This window comes from Paenibacillus sp. UASWS1643, from assembly GCF_008693195.1.
GTDB classification, from domain to species: Bacteria; Bacillota; Bacilli; order Paenibacillales; family Paenibacillaceae; genus Paenibacillus; species Paenibacillus amylolyticus_B.
Genome location: NZ_VXKZ01000006.1, coordinates 1 through 222 on the forward strand (window position 1 = coordinate 1; position 222 = coordinate 222).

Annotated in this window: 1 tRNA gene; it reads right to left on the reverse strand. The window is 50.5% G+C overall.

Annotated elements, in window-relative coordinates:
* A tRNA-Ala gene (locus FE296_RS00040) sits at nt 1-76 on the reverse strand.
* Between the last annotated feature and the right edge of the window lie 146 nt (nt 77-222).

The following is a 222-nucleotide window of genomic DNA, read 5'->3' on the forward strand; positions in this document are numbered from 1 at the left end:
TGGTGGAGCCAAGCGGGATCGAACCGCTGACCTCCTGCTTGCAAGGCAGGCGCTCTCCCAGCTGAGCTATGGCCCCTCAAATTCCATCAAAACTGAACAAATGGATAAGTAACTGTGTTGCTTTTGCAGGTTCTAAGAACCTGCTTATTTGAATGTTTCCGTTGCAGGAAACGATTCTCCATAGAAAGGAGGTGATCCAGCCGCACCTTCCGATACGGCTAC